Annotated in this window: 13 protein-coding genes; 3 read left to right on the top strand and 10 right to left on the bottom strand. The window is 68.5% G+C overall.

Annotated features, from left to right (window positions below; translation table 11 throughout):
• Positions 1 to 128: 128 nt before the first annotated feature.
• Positions 129 to 998: a DUF6685 family protein gene (locus DK254_RS17205; RefSeq protein ID WP_256595896.1), complete on the top strand. Its 870-nt coding sequence runs from the start codon at positions 129 to 131 to the stop codon at positions 996 to 998.
• Here the strand turns inward: DK254_RS17205 and DK254_RS17200 are convergent.
• The gene (locus tag DK254_RS17200) at positions 995 to 1,444 is read right to left on the bottom strand and encodes a helix-turn-helix transcriptional regulator (RefSeq protein ID WP_256595895.1); all 450 of its coding nucleotides are present in this window, start codon (positions 1,442 to 1,444) and stop codon (positions 995 to 997) included. The two genes, DK254_RS17205 and DK254_RS17200, sit on opposite strands and share 4 nt — an antisense overlap.
• 123 nt (positions 1,445 to 1,567) lie before the next feature.
• On the opposite strand from DK254_RS17200, the gene DK254_RS17195 reads away from it, so the two are divergent.
• Complete coding sequence (locus DK254_RS17195) at positions 1,568 to 1,780, top strand: DNA-binding protein (protein ID WP_109934754.1); 213 nt, start codon at positions 1,568 to 1,570, stop codon at positions 1,778 to 1,780.
• 117 nt (positions 1,781 to 1,897) lie between these two features.
• Here the strand turns inward: DK254_RS17195 and DK254_RS17190 are convergent, their stop codons facing one another.
• Entirely contained in the window at positions 1,898 to 2,431 is a 534-nt protein-coding gene (locus DK254_RS17190; protein WP_109934753.1) for a hypothetical protein, read from the bottom strand.
• A 202-nt stretch (positions 2,432 to 2,633) separates the two neighbouring features.
• On the opposite strand from DK254_RS17190, the gene DK254_RS17185 reads away from it, so the two are divergent.
• The gene (locus tag DK254_RS17185) at positions 2,634 to 2,858 is read left to right on the top strand and encodes a hypothetical protein (protein WP_089392671.1); all 225 of its coding nucleotides are present in this window, start codon (positions 2,634 to 2,636) and stop codon (positions 2,856 to 2,858) included.
• Between the two features lie 6 nt (positions 2,859 to 2,864).
• Here DK254_RS17185 and pgaD read toward each other — a convergent pair whose 3' ends face one another.
• From pgaD to DK254_RS35050, 8 genes are all read right to left on the bottom strand, one after another.
• Positions 2,865 to 3,308 (bottom strand): poly-beta-1,6-N-acetyl-D-glucosamine biosynthesis protein PgaD, encoded by a 444-nt coding sequence (gene pgaD / locus DK254_RS17180; RefSeq protein ID WP_109934752.1) that lies wholly within the window; start codon positions 3,306 to 3,308, stop codon positions 2,865 to 2,867.
• Positions 3,308 to 4,633 (bottom strand): poly-beta-1,6-N-acetyl-D-glucosamine synthase, encoded by a 1,326-nt coding sequence (pgaC, locus tag DK254_RS17175; RefSeq protein WP_109934751.1) that lies wholly within the window; start codon positions 4,631 to 4,633, stop codon positions 3,308 to 3,310. The genes pgaD and pgaC overlap by 1 nt, the downstream gene beginning before the upstream one ends.
• Positions 4,630 to 6,633: a poly-beta-1,6-N-acetyl-D-glucosamine N-deacetylase PgaB gene (gene pgaB, locus DK254_RS17170; protein WP_109934750.1), complete on the bottom strand. Its 2,004-nt coding sequence runs from the start codon at positions 6,631 to 6,633 to the stop codon at positions 4,630 to 4,632. Before pgaB ends, pgaC begins: the two co-directional genes overlap by 4 nt.
• 9 nt (positions 6,634 to 6,642) lie before the next feature.
• Entirely contained in the window at positions 6,643 to 9,105 is a 2,463-nt protein-coding gene (gene pgaA / locus DK254_RS17165) for a poly-beta-1,6 N-acetyl-D-glucosamine export porin PgaA (protein ID WP_109934749.1), read from the bottom strand.
• A gap of 792 nt (positions 9,106 to 9,897) precedes the next feature.
• The gene (locus DK254_RS17160; RefSeq protein WP_109934748.1) at positions 9,898 to 14,760 is read right to left on the bottom strand and encodes an NAD-glutamate dehydrogenase; all 4,863 of its coding nucleotides are present in this window, start codon (positions 14,758 to 14,760) and stop codon (positions 9,898 to 9,900) included.
• 300 nt (positions 14,761 to 15,060) lie between these two features.
• A complete protein-coding gene (locus tag DK254_RS17155; protein ID WP_109934747.1) occupies positions 15,061 to 15,912 on the bottom strand; it encodes a DUF1989 domain-containing protein in 852 nt (283 codons plus the stop codon).
• A gap of 17 nt (positions 15,913 to 15,929) precedes the next feature.
• The gene (locus tag DK254_RS17150) at positions 15,930 to 16,595 is read right to left on the bottom strand and encodes a GntR family transcriptional regulator (protein ID WP_109934746.1); all 666 of its coding nucleotides are present in this window, start codon (positions 16,593 to 16,595) and stop codon (positions 15,930 to 15,932) included.
• Between the two features lie 12 nt (positions 16,596 to 16,607).
• The gene (locus tag DK254_RS35050; protein ID WP_109934745.1) at positions 16,608 to 18,116 is read right to left on the bottom strand and encodes an amino acid ABC transporter permease/ATP-binding protein; all 1,509 of its coding nucleotides are present in this window, start codon (positions 18,114 to 18,116) and stop codon (positions 16,608 to 16,610) included.
• Between the last annotated feature and the right edge of the window lie 20 nt (positions 18,117 to 18,136).

Below are 18,136 nucleotides of genomic sequence, written 5' to 3'. Positions count from 1 at the left end.
GCCCGCGCCCGCGTGGCGCTCGCCATCGAAGGAAGGAAGCAAGATTTGTCACTGCCCGGACGCACAAGCGCTACTGGCTTACCTATGCTTAAGGCTGTCCGCCGGGCATCGGGAGTTTGCCGTCGACCATGAATCCACCCCGCAACATGGCCCAGCGCCTCGCGGCCATCGCCCAGCGCCTGGGGCTGGGCGGCACCGACCAGCACAAGGTCGCGCAGCGCACCCGTTCCCTGGCGCTGAGTTTCAGCGCCCCGGCGAGCCCGCCCGGCGGCATCGGCTGGCAGTCCGGCGCGCCGCTCTACCGCCTGGTCGACCTGCCGCGCGGCGCCTTGTCCGGGCCGGTGCAGGAAGACAAGGCGCGCGCCCATGCCGCACTGAAGAAGCTGGTCGGCTCGCGCCTGCTGGAACTCGAAGAAGTCGACCTGCGCGCGGTGGACGGCCTGTACACCCGCGGCCCCCTGGCGAATTCCGCGCTGCCCGACTTCGAGGCGCTGGCGGCCAGCGATGCCGGGCGCCAGGTGCGGATCATCAGCTACCGCGACTTCGGCAAGGCGCTCGGGCAGGCCCTGCCCGGCTTCGAGCGTGGCATCGAGCTGCAGTTGCGGCGGGCCGACTGGCATGGCCAGCGGCTGTTCCTGGAGCTGGACAACCACGTCGAAGCCTTCGCCTGCGCGGTGGCCTATGCGCGCCGCCGCGGCCTCGAACTGCGCCTGCCGGCCCGGGTGCGCCAGTTCAGCCTGCAGGGCAGCGCCCTGGACGACCTGGAGCGGCGCTACCACGTGCTGGCGATGCCGACCCAGGCCTGGAGCGACGCCGGGTTCATGGGCCTGCTGCTGGACACCGGCCTGCCCTATGCGCGCTTCGGCCTGTTCAACAGCGAAACGCCGGAAACCCTGCTGCTGCCCAAGGACCACCCGCAAGCCGATGAATTCGGCAACGGCCTGCGCAGCATCGGCGCCCCCGACCTGCTGGGCTACCTGCGCGGCTGCGCTGCCTAGTCGCGCGCCTCTTCGCCGTCGGGGCCGTCTTCGGGGTCGTCGTCGGTTTCCTCGCAGATTTCCCGCCCCGGCTCCTGGCGAAGGCGTTCGAGCACGTCGTGGTGGCGGCTGCGCCACTCCTCCAGGCTGAGATTGCTGCTGGCCAGCAGCGAGGGGTTCTGCTCCACCAGGTAGACGGCGGCGGACTGCGCCGAATCGGCGATTTCCCAGGCCACGGATACCGGATCGATGGGCCCTTCGTAGGTGATCCAGCGGGCGAAATCCGGATAGACGCTGCAGACCTTCTCGAAATCCTCGTCGCGCATGCGCTGGCGGCCGAACTCGATGTTCTCCACGGTCTTGGCCTTCATGCCGACGATCCTGGCGAATTCCGGGCGCTTGAGCCCGGTCAGCTCACGCAGGCCACGCAGTCTTTCCCCAGCGGTAAAAAGGAAACGTTTCTTCACGATCTGTAATCCATTTCCGGACATTCGAAGCACCATACAAAAACACTAATATTTAGTGTATTGTCGCCGGGAGATCCGTATCGCCTCTCTCCCAACAGCGCTGGTCATGGTGCAGGACACCACATGAAAGTGGAAGAACCCTTCTCCCCCGCTCCCGAGGATGAAACCTACTACCTGAGCCTCGAGCGTTTCGCCGAATGGCTCGGGATGTCCGATCAGCCGGAGGTTCTGGAGGCCTGGATCGCCAGCGGCAAGCTGCCCATGCGGGAGATCGCCGGACATCGCCTGGTTGACCTCAGAGCATTCCTACGCGCGGAAGGGAAACCCAAACCCTGAACACGCCAGGGCTCCCACGAACGCGAGCCGCTCGCTGCCCCGCGGCACGGCCGTCCGCCGTGCCGGCAAGGGCGCCTTCATTCGACAGGGGGTTGCTGGAAGCGCGTCCGAGGGGCGTCAGTCTTCCCGGCTGGCCTCGACCAGGCGCTCGTAGGCCGGTGCCGCCGGAATGCCGATCTCCAGGCACAGGGCCATGACCCTTTCCAGGTCGCAGCCGTACACCAGCACCGCCTGCAGCTCGTCGTCCAGCGGCTCGCTGAAGTCCAGCAGCACGTAGCCGCCCTTTTCCGGATAGAGCGCGCCCAGCTGCACCTGGATGCGCTTCAGCGCAGTGAGCGGGTCGGCCTTTTGCAACTGCTTGGCCTGCAGCACGAAGTTCACGCTCGCATCGAACGAGGCGCGGATGCCCTCGAACAGTTCCTTGTAGTCGTCGGCCTGGAACAGCACGATGTCCGGCAGGCTGCCGACCACCACCCATTCGCCCAGCGGGATGGGGAAGCTGTCGTCGTAGTTGATGTCCGGGTTGGCGGCGAGGAAGGCCTCGGGGTCGGCGTAGGCCGCGGCGGCCTCCTCGGCGATCCGGCGGATTTCCTCCTCGCCCATGCAGCCCGAGCTGATCAGGGTGAGGAGTTCGGCGAGCTGCTCTTTCATGGCGCGGTCCCGGGAGATTGCGAAAGCCGCGAAGGATACCCCGAATCGGCCCGGCCTGCTGGGCCGCCGGAACCTATGGCGGCCCCGGGTGTCGGAACTCGGCCCGGACGATAGCGACTATCGACCGGGATGATTTCCCTGGATGCCGGGCCCTCGATAGCCTTTGTCCACCCCCACTTTCCACGCCCCGGGTGAACCCGCCATGTTCCGATCCCTTTCCAGCCTGGTGCTGGCCGTCCCCGTGCTGGTGGGCTGCGCCGCGCAACCGCCCGCCAGCGAGCCCCAGCGGGCGTACAGCGACGCCGAGGTCAAGGCCTTCGCGCTGAAGATCCTCAGCGCCAGCAACATGGACAGCGACCTCTACGCGCGCTACCGCCGCGCCCTCACCGAGCCGCGCCACGCGCGTAACGAGGACAGCGGCAGCTGAGGCCGTTCAGGGCGCCTCGACTTCCATTTCCGCCGGGTTCTCCACCCACACCAGGTTGCCGTGCTCGTCGTTGTGCAGGGTCACCACCTGGGCGCCATGCAGGCGGGCCAGGGTATCGCCACTGATATTGAAGCTGCGCGACAGCGCCTGGCGCGACAGGTCGGGCATGCGCGAGCGCCGCTCGTAGCGCGCCGCGCGCAGTTGGTTGTAGCGGGCCCAGGAAACCAGCAGCGCGGCGATCAGGGCGCTGCACAGCACGTAGACCATCAGCGTGTCGAGGGTCTGCAGCAGCTTGCCGCCCCAGTCCAGGCGCGGCCCCTGCCAGCCGCTGGCGAGCAGGGCCGTCATGCCGCGCACCATCAGCCAGGCGAAGACCGTCCAGGCGCACAGCGTCAGCAGTACGTCCAAGGTGCGGGGCAGCCAGTGCTGCGGTGTCTTGATCAGTTCCATCACGTACTCCTCTTGATGCCGCGGTCGGGGCTGGTCCAGCGCGCGCGGCCCTGGCGCGCCCGGAGCATGACCTTGGGGAAGCTCACCAGGGTGGTCAGCAGGGTGACCAGCCAGAAGGCGAAGGGGTACCAGATCACCCAGAACAGCGAACTGGCCAGGTGGCGCTCGTAGCGCCGCTCGATCAGCAGGCTCAGGGCGAACTGCAGCAGGCACACGCAGGCCAGCAGCAGCCCGGTGAAGGCCGGCGGCACTATGTCGGCGACGCGCAGGCTGGGCGGCAGCTCGACCACCAGGCCCAGCGCCCAGAGCAGGATCGACAGCAGGAAGGTGAAGGCCCAGGCCGCCGACAGGCTGAACTCGATGAGCAGCGGCCACATGTAGCGGTAGCGCCAGGTCCAGATGCTGCGGATGTTCTTCAGCAGCACCTCCGCCCCGCCCTGCGCCCAGCGCAGGCGCTGCTTCCACAGCCCGCGCAGGGTCTCGGGCATGAGGATCCAGCACAGCGCGCGGGGCTCGTAGAAGATCGACCAGTGGTCCAGCTGCAGCTTCCAGCTGATGTCGATGTCCTCGGTGATCATGTCCGTGCTCCAGTAGTCCACCCGCGCCAGGGCGGTGCGGCGGAACGCGGCGACCACGCCGGAGACGGTGAAGACCCGCCCGTAGACGCGCTGGGTACGCTTGATCAGGCCGATGATGGAGGAGAACTCGCCGACCTGGACGCGGCCGATCAGCGTCGAGCGCGTGCGGATGCGCGGGTTGCCGGTCACCGCGCCGACCCGCGGGTTGTCGATCAGCGGGGCCACCAGGTAGGCCGCGGCGTCGGGGTCGAGCAGCGCGTCGCCGTCGATGCACACCAGGTACTCGCTGCGTGCGGCCAGCGCCCCCATGCGCAGGGCCACGGCCTTGCCCTGGTTCTGCGCCAGGTGCAGCACGCGCAGCCGCGGCTCGCCCTCGGCCAGGGCATCGAGCACCTGCGCGGTGTTGTCCGAGGAGCCGTCGTTGATGGCGATGACCTCGATGTTCGGGTAGTGCTGCGCCAGGGCGGCGCCGATGGTGTCGGCGGCGTTGTCGCCCTCGTTGAAGCAGGGGATGAGGATCGACACCAGCGGCTCGCCCTCCAGGCGCGGGACGTCCTGCCGCCAGGCCCAGTGGCGCTCCCAGTGCAGCCAGAAGTAGGCGCCGCCGGCCATCCACAGGGCCGACATGAACAGCGGATAGAAGAACACGAAGTTCAGCAGTATCTCGCCGGTGAGGACTATGGCTACGCCGATCGGGCCGCCGAGCAACAGCAGCAGGACCAGCAGGGCAACGATGCGATCGATCATGGCTCGGGGTACCAGGCGTTGGAGATGGCCGGACGCAGCGCCTCGAGCGGGGGCTGGTCGTTGACGAAATCGTCCGGGTAGTAGCCGAAGCTGCGCACGCCCTCCCACTGCAGGCGGTGCATCCAGCGCCGCAGCTGGGCGGCATCGACGGGCGCCTCGCGCCCTTCGCGCCAGTCGCGCGCCTGCAGCTCGAAGACGGTGCGCTGCAGCGCACCGGGGCGCTTGGCCACCTCGCGCACCAGGCGCTGCAGCCAGGCCTCGGACTGCTCCGCGGGCACGCCCTCCATCAGCGGCATGGCCATGGGCGCGGTCCAGTCGTAGGCGGCCAGGAAGTCGTCCAGGTTCTGCGCGAACCAGGCCTCGCTCTGCGGCTCGAGGATCGGCAGCGCATAGAGGTTGCGCGCCGTCTGCACCTGCGGGCCACGGATGGCGCGCACGCGCTCGGCGAGCTGGCGGGTGAAGTCCACCAGGTAGCGGCTCTTGAAGCGCGTCCAGCGCTGCAGCGTCTGCGCATCGCCGCGCAGGCCGGCGATGTCGCCCGGCAGGCCGGCCGCGCGGTAGGCCGCCAGCGCCTGGGGCCCGGCGTCCTCGAAGTCGGAGAGCAGCGCATCGTCGTGGAACAGCAGGCCGGCGAAGGCGGCGTGCCCGGCCAGGTCCTCGTAGATCTCGGTGATCTGCCGGCGCACCTCGGGGTCGAACGGCGACAGCCGCCGGTACTGCTGCGGGTCGATCTCCAGGCGCCCGCTGCGCGGGTCCCAGCGCTGCACCCGCGGCAGCTGCGGCGACAGGTCGAAGGCCAGCACCGGCATCCAGGCGAACACTTCCACGCCGGCGCGGGTACGCAGTTGCCAGGCGGCGCGGTTGAACAGGTCGGCGCGCATCGGCAGGTGGCGGTTGGGGAAGTACAGCGCTTTCACCGTGCCATCGCCTACCGGGTCGGCATAGGCCTGGAGGAACACGGTGTTGATGCGCAGGTCGGCGATACGCTGCACCAGTTGCCCGAGGTTGGCCTCCATTTGCCGCGGGTCGGGATCGTAGACGTAGTCCAGGTCGACGTGGGCGACGCGCAGGTTGTCCTGCGCCTGGACGCGGCTGATGGCCGAGGTGAAGCGGTGCAGGTCGGGGTCGCCGTTGAGCAGGAAGCGCGGCAGGTTGTCCAGGTGGTCGATGCTGCCCAGGCCGTCCTCGAGGGTCAGGGCCAGGGCGTAGCCGTCGTCGCCGACCACCTGCAGGGCGGTACCGCTGGCCGCGCCATAGGGCCATACCCACACCCGTGGCGGCTTGCCGGTGATGCTCTGCAGGGTGCGGCTGATGCGCTTGACGTCGATGCCCACGCGGTTGCGGTATTCGGCCTCGGTTTCATAGCGCCCGGCATTGGCCAGGTACAGGCGGTTGGCCGCCGCCGGCAGCTGGCTGCCCTGCGGGTTGCCGGGGCCGCCGAAGTGCAGGGCCTCGGTGTGCGCGCCTATTTCCACCAGGCCGGACTTGGCGATTTCCGCCAGTTGCTGGCGGGTGAGGAAGCGCCGGCGCTCCACCGCCAGGCCGCCGAAGTCCACGCGCTGCTGGTCCGGGGTATCCAGCCAGACGCCCACCGGCGCCATGATCGCCGGCCAGTCGTAGGCCTTCAGGATCGGCAGCACGCGCTGGTAGAAGCTGCTGTAGCCGTCGTCGAAGCTCAGCAGCAGCGGTTTCTCCGGCAGGCTGCCGCGGCCGGCGCGGGCGGCCAGCAGCTGGTCCACGGAGATCGCCTGGAAGCCCTGCTCGTGCAGCCAGGCCAGCTGGTCCACCAGGTTGGCGGTGCGCACGCTCATGAAGGCCTGGTCGGCGTCGCGGTCGGCGACCTCGTGGTAGGCCAGGGTCAGGATGCGCCCCGGCGGCCAGGGCTTCTCGTTGGCGGCAAGGGTGCGCTGCGCCGGCTCGACGAAGGGGGGCGCCTCGCTGGCGCAAGCCCCGAGCAGCAGCGCCAGCCCCAGCAGCAGGAAATGGTAGGTGGCTCTCATGTTCGGGTCCTAGAAGCGGTAGCTGAGGTCGAAGACCAGGCGGTAGTCCAGTTCGCGGTCGCCGTCGTAGGGGCGGCTGACGGCGGACAGGGCGAGGCCTGCGTCGAAGCGGTCGTCCAGGCTCAGGCGCTGGCCGTAGCCGATCAGGCCGACGGCGCCGGTGCCGTGGTGCTGCTGGCTGTAGCTGCCGGCGCCGAGCTGGCCCTGCTGGGTCCAGCGTGTCTGGTAGCGGCGGTAGAGGGTGTGCTCCAGGTTCAGGCTGGGCAGCAGCAGCAGGTCCGACTTCGGGTTGAAATAGGGGACGTCCTCCGACTTGCTGTTGCGGCTGCCGGACACCTCCAGGCCGAGGTCCGCCACCAGGTAGGGCGAGCTGTAGAAGCGCTGGCTGCCAGTGAGGGCGAGTTCGTGGCGCATGTTGCCGTCGCTGAAGTGCGAGGGCGCGTAGGCCAGGCGCCATTCGCGCTGCTCGCTCTGGCGCCAGCGCAGGAAGCCGTCCAGGCGGTCGGCGCGGATGCCGCTGTTGAGCGCCCGCAGCGGCGTCTCCCGGGACAGGCGCGCGGCGCTCCAGCCGTACTGCCATTGGTCGTCGATGTCGTGGACGCCGGACAGCCTCAGGCCCAGCTTGTCGCCATCGCCGTAGTCGTTGTGCGACACCTCCGCCTCCAGCGTGGTGTTGCGCCCGGTCCACTCGGTGCCCACGCGCTGCCAGCGGTAGTGGCCGGTGCCTTCCTCGAAGTCGCCGGTGGCATAGCCGGCGCCGCCGAACAGGCGCCAGTGGTCGGCGATGGGCGGGCTGTAGAGCACGCTGTCGAAGCCCAGGTCGCGGCTGCCGTTGACCTCGCCGCCATTGGCATGGCCGCCGTAGGCGCTGATGCGAAGCTCGGCCATGTGGTGCACCTGGCGCAGGTAGTCCAGGCGCTGGGCCTGCAGTTGTTCGGGGAAGCGCTGGATGACGTCGTCGGCCAGCAGGTCCAGCTGCCGCCATTCCTGCAGCTCGCGCGCCACCATGCCCTGTTCGGTTTCCAGGGCCACGCCGCGCGGGTCGGTGCTTTCGGCGATCTTCAGCTGGTCCTCCGCGCGCCGCGGCCAGCCGCGGGACAGGTAGGTGCTGGCCAGGCCGGTGCGCAGCCGCGAGTTGTCCGGCGCGCTCGCCACCAGGCTTTCGTAGTCCTGCTGCGTCGCCGGCAGGTCGTTGCGGTACAGCCGGCCGTTGGCCTGCAACAGGCGGGCCTCCAGCCAGTCGTCGTTGGGCACGGCCACGCCCATGCCCGGCGGATGCAGGCGCACCGGCTGCTGCGCCACCAGGCCATCGGCCAGGGTGGGCAGCTCGTCGAGCCGTTCGCTTTCCACCAGGGCGTAGAACAGCCCCTGGTGGTCGTCCATCCAGTCGCTGTCCTTGGCGTTCTCGCTGGCGATCACCTGGCGGTACAGCTCGGCGGCCAGCTCCGGCTGGCGCTGGTACAGGCTGGCGCCGGCGACCCAGCGCAGGGCGTAGGGCGGCAGCTCCGCACCCTCGGCATGCAGGCGCTCGTATTCCTCGACCACCTCGGCCATGCGCGCCCGGGCATAGAGGCCGCCCAGGCGGTCGACGCGCACCCGGCGCACCTCCTGCGCCGCGGCCGGATCGCCGGCCCATTGCGCGAGCAACCGGTCCGCCTCGGCGATGGCCCGGTCGGCGACCACGAAGCGCTCGCTGTCGCGCAGCGGCGACACTTCCGCCAGGCGCACCAGCTCGGCGACGCGGTCGGCCTGCAGGCTGCGCTGCTGCGCCGCCGACAGCACGCCGGGGTGGCGCTCGCCGAAAGCCAGGGCCTGGCGCGGCAGGCCGGCGGCCTGCAGGGCATCGACGTATTCGCTCAGCACACGGCTTTGCCGCGGGGCCAGTTGGCGGGCCTGGTCCACCTGGAACAGTGCCGCGTAGGGCTCGCCCATCTGCTGGTGGACATAGGCCAGGGCCAGGCGCCGCTCGGCGTCGCGCGGCGCGGCGGCGACCAGGGCCGCGGCCTTCTGCAGCGCCTCGGGGCCGCGGCCGGCATCCACCAGGGTCATCGCCTGGCCCTGTTGCAGGGCCGGGTCGCCGGGATGGGCAGCCAGGCCGCGGCGGTAGGCCTCAAGCGCCTGGGGCCAGCGCTTGAGGTTGCGATAGGCCCGCGCCACCGCGGCCCAGGCGCCGCTGGACAGCCGGGCCTGGGGGTGGCGCTGGTAGGTCTGCAGCACTTCCTCGTCCAGCCCCGCCCACCCGGCGATGACCAGGTGGTCGTCCAGGTGCGCGAGGTCGTCGGGGTTCTGCCGCAGGCGCTGCAAGGCCGGCTGGTAGTTGCCGGCGCGGGCTTCGCGCACGAGCTGGTCGTAGTCTTCCGCGGCCTGGGCCCAGGCGCTGCCGAGCAGCAGCACGGCCAGGCAGCCGCCCATGGGCAGCCGCCGCTGGAAAAGCTGCGAAGCGAGAAAGGACAAGGGGGTCTTGGACAGCACGAGCAATCATCCCTAACTGCATGGAAGCCGCGCGAAAGCCGACACTCTGTCGAAAACTGACGCAGCCGCCGCATGCCGGTTTATTGACATTCAAGGCGAGAAGAAAAGCTTTCCGTCAGAATTTAGTCAACTGCCGTTCGTGAAAAAACGCTGACGTCCTACGACTAATGGCTGATTTCACGCCAATAAAAGCCAGGAAATTGACGAACAAAGGCAAAAGCTGGGGAAGCGATTTTTTGACGGAAGCGGGCTATGGCGGGGCCAGTCAGGCCATACGGGACCTTAAATACCGATAAATATCGATATCTATTCTTGCCTTCCGGAAAAACCGTCGAGAGATGGCTAATAGCCATTGACCATAGCCGCTCCTTCTGAAAGCGCGAACAGAAATGTAACCAAACATTTCGAAATCGACCGTAACGCGAAAGGATCTCAAGGGGGGTTCGTTGGGGGATGTGCGGGGAGTTTCCCTGTAGGCGCGGATTTATCCACCCCACGTCGGGCCCGACCATGACGTAGGGCGAATAACCGTTCGCGGTTATCCGCCGATGCGCCGAGGCCGCGGCCAACGCCCAGGTCAACCCCGGAGCCGCCGAGAATCATGGCCAAACGGCGGATAACGCCGTAGGCGTTATTCGCCCTACGCCAGGCCCGACCATGACGTAGGGCGAATAACCGTTCGCGGTTATCCGCCGATGCGCCGAGGCCACAGCGCGCCATGGTCACATGCGATGAAAAAAAGCCCCGCACAAGGCGGGGCTCAGTATCGACAATGGGTTCAGCTGGCGGGCATCAGGCGATGCTCGTGGCGTGCTGGCTGCTCTGCGCCAGGTCCAGCAGTTCGCGGTTGGCCACCGCGTACATGGCGTAGTCGGTGCTGGTGGAGGCGCGCAGCTCCACCAGCATGGCGCGCCAGCGCTCGGCCATTTCACGGTGCTGCTCGATCCACAGGGCCACGCGCTCGCCCATGTCCTGCGGACCGTCCTGCATCTGCAGGACCGAGACGGTGATCGCCCGCTGCTGCCAGTCGAGGTCGTCGCGGAAGGCTTCGCGGGCCAGCGCCTGCCAGTTGTTCTCCACCGGCAGGTTGCTGATCTGCTGCAGGTACCAGGTCAGCTCCAGCTCGCTGCCGATGGCGAAGTAGGCGCGCGCCACCTCGGCCGGGTCGCGGCCGGTGACGTCCGCCGCCTCGACGATCGGCAGCAGGGTATAGAGGTGGCTGGTGCCGGCGACCATGCGCGCCAGCAGTTCCGGCACGCCGGCATCGACGTAGGCCTGGTAGCGCGCCTGCCACAGCTCGCGGGTCGGGCCTTCGAGCAGCTCGTTGAGCTTCAGCCCCAGGGCCGCGATGCGCGGGCCGAAGTGGGCCACGTCGCGGGCAGCGTCCTGCTCGTTGCGGCGGCTGCGCAGGAACCAGCGGGTGGCGCGGCGGCCCAGGCGCATCAGTTCGTCCATCAGGGTCAGCTGGACTTCCGCCGGCACCTGGTAGTCGAGCTGCTCGATCTGGCGGAACCAGTGCGGCAGGTGGAACACGTCGCGGACGATCACATAGGCGCCGGCGACGTTCGCCGGGGTCATGCCGGTGGATTCCTTCAGGCGCTGCACGAAGGTGATGCCCATGTGGTTGACCAGGTCGTTGGCGATCTGGGTGCTGACGATCTCGCGCTTCAGCCGGTGCCTGCGCATGGCGCTGCCGAACTTGGCCACCAGGGTCTGCGGGAAGGCCGTCTCCATGTCGCGGGTGAGGTAGTCGTCGTCCGGCACCTGGGACTTGAGCAGCGACTCCTTGAGGTCGATCTTGCTGTAGGAGATCAGCACCGACAGCTCGGCGCGGGTCAGCCCCTGGCCGGCGGCGATGCGTTCGGCCAGGCCGTCGTCGGTGGGCAGGAACTCCAGGGCGCGGTCGAGCTTGCCGCGGGCCTCCAGGTCGTTCATCAGCCGCTTGTACTCGGCGATGCGCTCGCGGGCGCGGCGTTCGGCCAGGCTCAGCGCCTGGGTCTGCTTGTAGTTGTTGCCCAGCACCAGGTCGCCGACCTGCTCGGTCATCTCGGCGAGCAGGCTGTTGCGCTGCTTGCCGGTCATGTCGCCGGCGGCCACCACCTCGTTGAGCAGGATCTTGATGTTGACCTCGTGGTCGGAGCAGTCCACGCCACCGGCATTGTCGATGAAGTCGGTGTTGCAGGCGCCGCCGTTCAGGCCGAACTCGACGCGGCCCAGCTGGGTCACGCCCAGGTTGCCGCCCTCGCCCACCACCTTCACGCGCAGCTCGCGGCCGTCCACGCGCAGGGCGTCGTTGGCCTTGTCGCCGACGTCGGCGTGGCTCTCCTTGCTGGACTTGACGTAGGTGCCGATGCCGCCGTTCCACAGCAGGTCCACCGGCGCCTTGAGCAGCGCGTTGATCAGCTCGGTGGGGGTCAGGCGCTCGGCCTGGATGTCGAAGCGCGCGCGCACCTCGGGGCTCAGGGTGATGCTCTTGGCGCTGCGCGGGAAGACGCCGCCGCCGGCGGAGATCAGCGCGGCGTCGTAGTCCGACCAGGCCGAGCGCGGCAGGTTGAACAGGCGCTGGCGCTCGACGAAGCTCAGCGCCGGGTCCGGGTTGGGGTCGAGGAAGATGTGCAGGTGGTTGAAGGCGGCCACCAGTTGCAGCTTGTCGGACATCAGCAGGCCGTTGCCGAACACGTCGCCGGCCATGTCGCCGATGCCGATGACGGTGATGTTGTCCCTCTGCACGTCGATGCCGCGCTCGCGGAAGTGCCGCTGCACCGAGACCCAGGCGCCGCGGGCGGTGATGCCCATGCCCTTGTGGTCGTAGCCGGCCGAGCCGCCGGAGGCGAAGGCGTCGCCCAGCCAGAAGCCGTACTCGGCGGCGATGCCGTTGGCGATGTCGGAGAAGGTCGCGGTGCCCTTGTCGGCGGCCACCACCAGGTAGGGGTCGTCCTCGTCGTGGCGCACCACGTTGGCCGGCGGCACCACCTCGCCTTCCTTCAGGTTGTCGGTGATGTCCAGCAGGCCGGAGATGAAGATGCGGTAGCAGGCGATGGCCTCGGCCTGGATCTCGTCACGGCTGCCGCCCACCGGCAGGCGCCGCGGGATGAAGCCGCCCTTGGCGCCCACCGGGACGATCACCGCGTTCTTCACCTGCTGGGCCTTGACCAGGCCGAGCACCTCGGTGCGGTAGTCCTCCTCGCGGTCGGACCAGCGCAGGCCGCCGCGGGCGACCTTGCCTCCGCGCAAATGAACGCCCTCGACGCGCGGGCAGTAGACGAAGATTTCGTACTTGGGCACCGGCTTGGGCAGTTCGGGGATCGCCTTGGGGTTGAACTTGAAGCTGAAGTAGCTCTTGTTCTGGCCGGCGGCGTCGGGCTGGTAGAAGTTGGTGCGCAGGGTGGCCTTGATCAGGTCCAGGTAGCGCCGCAGGATGCGGTCCTCGTTGAGCACCTGGACGTTGTCCAGGGCCGCGAGAATGGCCTGCTCCAGCTTCTGCTGCTTGTCTTCCAGGTCCTCGGCGGCGAGCTTGCGGGCCAGGTAGAAGCGCGTCTTGAACAGCCGCACCAGCTCGCGGGCGATGTCCACGTGGGCGTTCAGCGCGCTGGCGATGTAGCCCAGGTCGAAGCCCAGGCGGATCTGCTTGAGGTAGCGCGCGTAGGCCCGCAGCAGGGCGACGTCGCGCCACGGCAGGCTGGCGGTCAGCACCAGGCGGTTGAAGGCGTCGTTCTCGGCGTCGCCGTTGACGATGTGGACGAAGGCGTCCTGGAGGACCTCGTTGAGCTGCTGGATGTCCACGTCCAGGCCTTCGGCGTAGGTGAAGGCGAAGTCGTGGATCCAGTACTCGCGGCCGTTGGCGTGGCGCAGGCGGTAGGGGAACTCGCCGAGCACGCGCAGGCCGAGGTTCTCCAGGATCGGCAGCACGTCGGACAGCGCCAGGGGCGCGTCGGCGTGGTACAGCTTGCAGTGCAGCTGCTGCTCGCTCTGCGCCAGCGGCTGGTAGAAGCTCATCACCAGCGGGCGGGCGTCGGACAGGCTGAGCAGGTGCTGCAGGTCGACCACCGCGAAGTGCGGGGCGAAGCGCTCGCGGTAGCCGGCCGGGAAGCCCTTGGGGAAGTCCTCGAGGAGGTTGGTGCCCTGCCCTTCGCCGAAGTTCTCCACCACCAGCGCGGCGTAGTCGTCCTGCCAGGAACGGCAGGCCTGGATGGCCTCTTCCTCGAGCAGCTTGGTGTCGATGTCGATGCGCGTCTTCGGGTCCACCCGCAGGATGAACTGCACCCGCGCCAGGGTGGATTCGGAGAAGAAGGTCCAGAACTCGCAGTCGCTGGCCTTCAGGCGCTCGCGCAGGACCTGCTCGATCTTGATCCTCGTCTCGGTGGAATAGATGTCGCGCGGCACGTAGGCCAGGCAGTAGGCGAAGCGGCCGTACGGGTCCTTGCGCAGGAACAGGCGGATCTTGTTGCGTTCCTGGATCTGCACGATGGCCATGGCGGTGCTGAACAGCTCGTCCACCGGGGTCTGGAACAGGTCGTCGCGCGGCAGCACCTCCAGCACCTGGGCCAGTTCCTTGCCCAGGTGGCCGTTGGCGTCGAAGCCGGAGCGGCGCTCGACCTCGGCGACCTTGCCGCGGATCGAGGGGATGTGGTTGACGCTCTCGTTGTACACCGAGGAGGTGAACAGGCCCATGAAGCGGAACTCGCGCAGCACCTTGCCCTTGGCGTCGATCTCGCGGATGGACACGTAGTCCGGGTAGGCCGGGCGGTGCACGCGGCTGGGGTGCGAGGCCTTGGCGAAGGACAGCAGCAGCGGCTCGCGCAGGTAGGCCACCGCATAGTCCTCGATGTGCAGTTCTTCCTTGCTCAGGCCGGTGCGCAGCAGCTTGGTCACGCCGAGGAAGGACTTCTCGTCGTAGTTCACCCGGCCGCCGTCGCCCTCGTCGACCACGGTGAATTCCTCGTAGCCGAGGAAGGTGAAGTGGTTGTCCAGCAGCCATTCGAGGAAGGCGCGGACCTCGGCGGTCTCCTCGGCGCGGGCCTTGGCCTTCGACTTGCCGAGCCAGGCCAGCAGTTCCTCGGCCTTGCCGCGCATGGCCGGGAAGTCGGCCACCGCCAGGCGCACTTCGCCCAGCACCTCCAGCAGGCTCTTCTCCAGGGTGCGCAGCTCGCCGACGTGGGAGGCGCGGTCGATCTCCAGGTACATCAGCGACTCATGGCCCACGTCCTTGCCCTGGCTGTTCTTCGGCAGCACTTCCAGCAGCTCGCCCTTGGCATTGCGGCGCACGCTGACCACGGTGGTCTGCAGGGTGTGGATGCTGTAGCCGCGGCGGTTCAGCTCCATGCGCACCGAGTCGACCAGGAACGGCTGGTCCGGGTGCAGCACCTGCACGGCGGTGTGCGTGGACTGCCAGCCGTGCTTCTCGTAGTCGGGGTTGTACACGCGCACTTCCGGCTCGGCCGGGTCGAAGCGCTCCAGCAGGCGCCAGGAGGACAGGGTGCAGCCGACCAGGTCGGACAGGCGGCGCTGGGTCAATTCGTCGAGGGAGATGAGGCTGAAGAACTGTTCGGCGAACAGGGCTACTTGTGGCAGCACCTTTTCGCCGACGTGCTGCGCCAGCGCCGATTGCAGTTGCTGCTGGAAATCGGCTTTGCTGGCCGCGGTGAAGAACGCCATGGTCAATGCTCCGCTTGGCTTGTCATTGGGTGAAGCAAGGGCTTTCTCGAGCTGCGAATCGCCCCGGGGGCGGCGCCGGGCCGCCGTCTTCCGATGAAGTTCAGCAGATGCTGGGCATTAATCCAGGCAGGGGAAGCATCCAGGATGGCGGCCGGACCGCCCGGTCACGATTCACTTGCGGAGCTTAACGAGACGGCGGGGCGATGGGATTACCACGCCGCGACATATTCGTTCATGCAGGGGTAGCGGCGGCCCTGCCCGGAGGCGTGCCGGCCGGCGGCCGGCACGCCCGTCGCCGGCTCAGCGCTCCCAGTCGGGCTTCTGCAGGCGCAGGCCGTGGAGGCCGTCGTAGGCCGCACGCTGCGGCGGCTGCCAGCCTTCGAGCAGGGCCCGCTCGACGCGGTAGATCTCCACCCCCAGCGGGCGGCAGACACTCAGCGGGTCCTGGGCCTCGGGGCCCCACATCGGCAGCGACAGGTCGCCGCCCGGGCAGGTGGACAGCGCGCAGAGCACGTCGATCTCGGCGAAGAACTCCAGGTAGTCGCCCTGCTTCGCCGGGCAGGCCTTCATGAAGTACATGTCGTCGTGGTTCAGGCCGGTGCACTGGAAGATGTTCAGCACGTCGTGCACGTCGAACTCGGTCAGCCCGTGGGGCAGCACCGCGCGGGTCAGGTTCGAGTGGCAGTGGTGGTGGAAGTCCTCGCCGGTGAGCATCTTGTTGACGTAGGGGTCGCAGCGGGTGCCGAGCAGGTCGTGGAGGCGTCCGCCGTGCTCGTCGATGCCGTAGGCGGCCAGGCTGTCGTCGGTGATGGTCAGCAGCGGGCGCAGGAACGGCAGGTTGGACCACAGGCGGTCGTAGGTGGTCACGTGGGCGCCCTGCAGCTGGCGGGTGCGCGCGGCCCACATGCGCTCGCGCGGGTCGTTGGCGTTCCACACGTTGAAGTCGCCGACCTGCGGGCCCACCGGGGTGGTGACGCGGAACAGGTGCCCGGCCGGCACCTTCCAGGCGCGGCCGGTGCGGATCGGCACCTCGAACTGCTCGATCAGGGTGCGCGCACCCTTGTCCTCGCGCAGGCGGTCGTAGAACGCCTTGTCCACCTGCAGGGCGGAACCCTTGTTGGCCTGGTAGGCGGCGGGATAGTCCTTGTACATGTTCGGTGTCTCCTGGTTCAGAGGGAATGGGGCGTGCTGAGCAGGTCCAGCAGCGCGTTTTCGGAATCCTCGAGGTAGCTGGCCATGGCCTCCGCAGCCTCGTGCTTGCGACCGGCGCCAAGCAGGTCGTGGATGTGCCGGTCGCGGTCGATCCAGGGGCGCTGGAAGTTCTCCTCGTTGGGTGCGAGGGAGAACACCAGGCGCATCTGCGCCGCGACGTTGGCGAAGAACTCGTCGAACAGCGGGCTGCGCATCAGCCCGACGATGTGCTGGTGGAAGTGCAGGCTGTGGGTGCCGAAGGCCTGCCAGTCCTCGCGGTCCTGGGCCAGCTCGGCGGCCTCTATGGCCTCGAGCATGCGGTCGGACTGGTACTCGCGCAGCGGCTTGCTGGCGAGGATCGCCTGCAGCTCCAGGGTGCGCCGCACCAGGAAGATGTCGCGCACCTCGGCCAGGCCCAGGCGGCGCACCATCACCCCCTTGTTGCGCACGTAGGTGGCCAGGCCCTCGCGGCCGAGCTGGTGCAGGGCCTCGCGGATGGTGTTGCGCGAGGCGTTGTAGGCCTTGACCAGCTCGCTCTCGACCAGCGCCATGCCCGGCAGCAGGCGCCCGCCGATGATGTCCTCGCGCAGTTCGTTGGCCACCTGGGCCGACAGCGACAGGCCGCCGGCGTCTTTGCTTTTCATCTACGGCCCTCCTCAGGCCAGCTGGACGTCCTTGAGGAAGCGCCCCATGCGCTCGCTGCGCTGCTCCAGCAGCTCACGCGGCGGCCCGGCCTGGACGATGCGCCCGGCCTCCATGAACACCACGCGGTCGGACAGGCGGAAGGCGAAGTTCATCTCGTGGGTGACGATGACCATGGTCATGCCCTCCTTCGCCAGCTCCTCGATCACCGCCAGCACGTCGCCGACCAGCTCCGGGTCCAAGGCCGAGGTCGGCTCGTCGAACAGCATCACCGCCGGGCGCATGGCCAGCGCGCGGGCGATGGCCACGCGCTGCTGCTGGCCGCCGGAGAGCTGGTGCGGGTACTTGCCGGCGTGCGCCAGCATGCCCACCTTGTTCAGCAGCGCCAGGCTCAGCTGGCGCAGTTCGGCAGCATTGGCGTGGCTGTGGTGGTGCGGGGCGAGCATGACGTTCTCCAGCACCGTCTTGTGCGGGAACAGGTTGAAGCCCTGGAACACCATGCCGACCTGCACGATGCCCTGCATGTGCACCTTGTTGCCCAACGGCCCGCCCGGTTCGCGCGCGCCGCGCAGGAACGGCTTGCCGCAGAGGGTCACCTCGCCCTGGTCGAGCGCTTCCAGGCCGTTGAGGGTGCGGATCAGGGTGGTCTTGCCGGAGCCCGAGGGGCCGATGATCGACACCACCTCGCCCCAGCGCACGTCCAGGTCGATGCCCTTGAGCACTTCCAGCTCGCCGTAGTGCTTGCGCGCGCCACGCACCTGCAGGGCGAAGGCGCCCTGCCCCGCGGCGCCCTCGTTGCGCCGCGGCAGCACCGCCGGCAGGTCGCCCACCGGCACCGGGCGCGGCTGGCGGCGGGTGACGTCGAGGTGGTTCTCCAGGCGCCGCAGCAGGTAGCTGAACAGGGTGACGATGAGCACGTAGTAGAAGGCCACCGCCAGCATGGTCTCCATCACCAGGAAGTTCTGCGTGTAGAGCTGCTGGCCGACCAGCAGGATCTCGCTGAGGGAGATCACCGAGACCAGCGAGGTCAGCTTGACGATGGTGATGTATTCGTTGGCCAGGGTCGGCAGCGCCACGCGCAGCGCCTGGGGGATCACTATCAGCCACTGCACGCCGCGGTAGCCGATGCCCAGCGCCTTGCCCGCCTCCAGCTGGCCCTTGGCGACCGCCAGCAGGCCGCCGCGGTGGATCTCGGCGATGTAGGCCGTCTCGCTCAGGACCATGGCGATCAGCCCGGCGCCGTAGGGGTTGGACAGCAGCGCGCTGGTGCCGGGGAACACCTGCGGCAGATTGTAGACGAAGATCAGCAGCACCAGCAGCGGCAGGCTGCGGAAGAACCAGATGTACAGCGCCGCCGCGTCGCGCAGGTAGCGCCGCGAGGATTGCCGGGCCAGGGCCACCAGGAAACCGAGGGCGATGCCCAGCAGCCAGGTCTCCAGGCTCAGCTCCACCACGGTGCCCACCGCGCGCCAGAAGTCGGCGTTCCACAGCAGGCCCAGGGCATAGTGCCAGTCGAAATGCATGTTCGTGCTCCGTGTTGCTC

The organism is Pseudomonas sp. RW407, from assembly GCF_003176655.1.
GTDB lineage: Bacteria > Pseudomonadota > Gammaproteobacteria > Pseudomonadales > Pseudomonadaceae > Pseudomonas > Pseudomonas delhiensis.
This window is presented reverse-complemented; position numbering and strand designations above follow the sequence as displayed.

Coding starts and splice junctions, on each gene's coding strand:
- DK254_RS17205 (WP_256595896.1), top strand. CDS start 129: ATGAATCCACCCCGCAACATGGCCCAGCGCCTCGCGGCCATCGCCCAG.
- DK254_RS17195 (WP_109934754.1), top strand. CDS start 1,568: ATGAAAGTGGAAGAACCCTTCTCCCCCGCTCCCGAGGATGAAACCTAC.
- DK254_RS17190 (WP_109934753.1), bottom strand. CDS start 2,431: ATGAAAGAGCAGCTCGCCGAACTCCTCACCCTGATCAGCTCGGGCTGC.
- DK254_RS17185 (WP_089392671.1), top strand. CDS start 2,634: ATGTTCCGATCCCTTTCCAGCCTGGTGCTGGCCGTCCCCGTGCTGGTG.
- pgaD (WP_109934752.1), bottom strand. CDS start 3,308: ATGGAACTGATCAAGACACCGCAGCACTGGCTGCCCCGCACCTTGGAC.
- pgaC (WP_109934751.1), bottom strand. CDS start 4,633: ATGATCGATCGCATCGTTGCCCTGCTGGTCCTGCTGCTGTTGCTCGGC.
- pgaB (WP_109934750.1), bottom strand. CDS start 6,633: ATGAGAGCCACCTACCATTTCCTGCTGCTGGGGCTGGCGCTGCTGCTC.
- DK254_RS17160 (WP_109934748.1), bottom strand. CDS start 14,760: ATGGCGTTCTTCACCGCGGCCAGCAAAGCCGATTTCCAGCAGCAACTG.
- DK254_RS17155 (WP_109934747.1), bottom strand. CDS start 15,912: ATGTACAAGGACTATCCCGCCGCCTACCAGGCCAACAAGGGTTCCGCC.
- DK254_RS17150 (WP_109934746.1), bottom strand. CDS start 16,595: ATGAAAAGCAAAGACGCCGGCGGCCTGTCGCTGTCGGCCCAGGTGGCC.
- DK254_RS35050 (WP_109934745.1), bottom strand. CDS start 18,116: ATGCATTTCGACTGGCACTATGCCCTGGGCCTGCTGTGGAACGCCGAC.